At 57.4% G+C, this 641-nt stretch carries 1 rRNA gene; it reads right to left on the minus strand.

What is annotated here, in order from left to right:
• Positions 1-4: 4 nt before the first annotated feature.
• Positions 5-641 (minus strand): 23S ribosomal RNA (locus QHF89_RS49900); the annotation flags it as partial.

The following is a 641-nucleotide window of genomic DNA, read 5'->3' on the forward strand; positions in this document are numbered from 1 at the left end:
AGGTATGGTCAAGCCGCACGACCGATTAGTACCGGTTAGCTCCGCGAATTACTCCGCTTCCACACCCGGCCTATCAACCTCGTGGTCTACGAGGGGTCTTTAGGAGCCTTGCGGCTCGGGACACCTAGTCTTGAGGCCGGCTTCCCGCTTAGATGCTTTCAGCGGTTATCCGTTCCGTACATGGCTACCCGGCTATGCCCTTGGCAGGACAACCGGAACACCAGAGGTACGTCCACTCAGGTCCTCTCGTACTATGAGCAGCTCCTCTCAAGTGTCCTACGCCCACGGCAGATAGGGACCAAACTGTCTCACGACGTTTTAAACCCAGCTCGCGTACCGCTTTAATCGGCGAACAGCCGAACCCTTGGGACCTGCTCCAGCCCCAGGATGCGATGGGCCGACATCGAGGTGCCAAACCGCGCCGCCGATGTGAACTCTCAGGCGCGATCAGCCTGTTATCCCCAGAGTACCTTTTATCCGATGAGCGATGGCCCTTCCATGCAGAACCACCGGATCACTAACGCCTGCTTTCGCACCTGTTCGACCTGTCGGTCTCACAGTTAAGCTCCCTTGTGCGTTTGCACTCTACGCCTGGTTTCCAATCAGGCTGAGGGAACCTTCGCACGCCTCCGTTACTTTTT

Origin of the sequence: Polyangium sorediatum (genome assembly GCF_029946465.1) — a bacterium.
Classification (GTDB): domain Bacteria; phylum Myxococcota_A; class Polyangia; order Polyangiales; family Polyangiaceae; genus Polyangium; species Polyangium fumosum.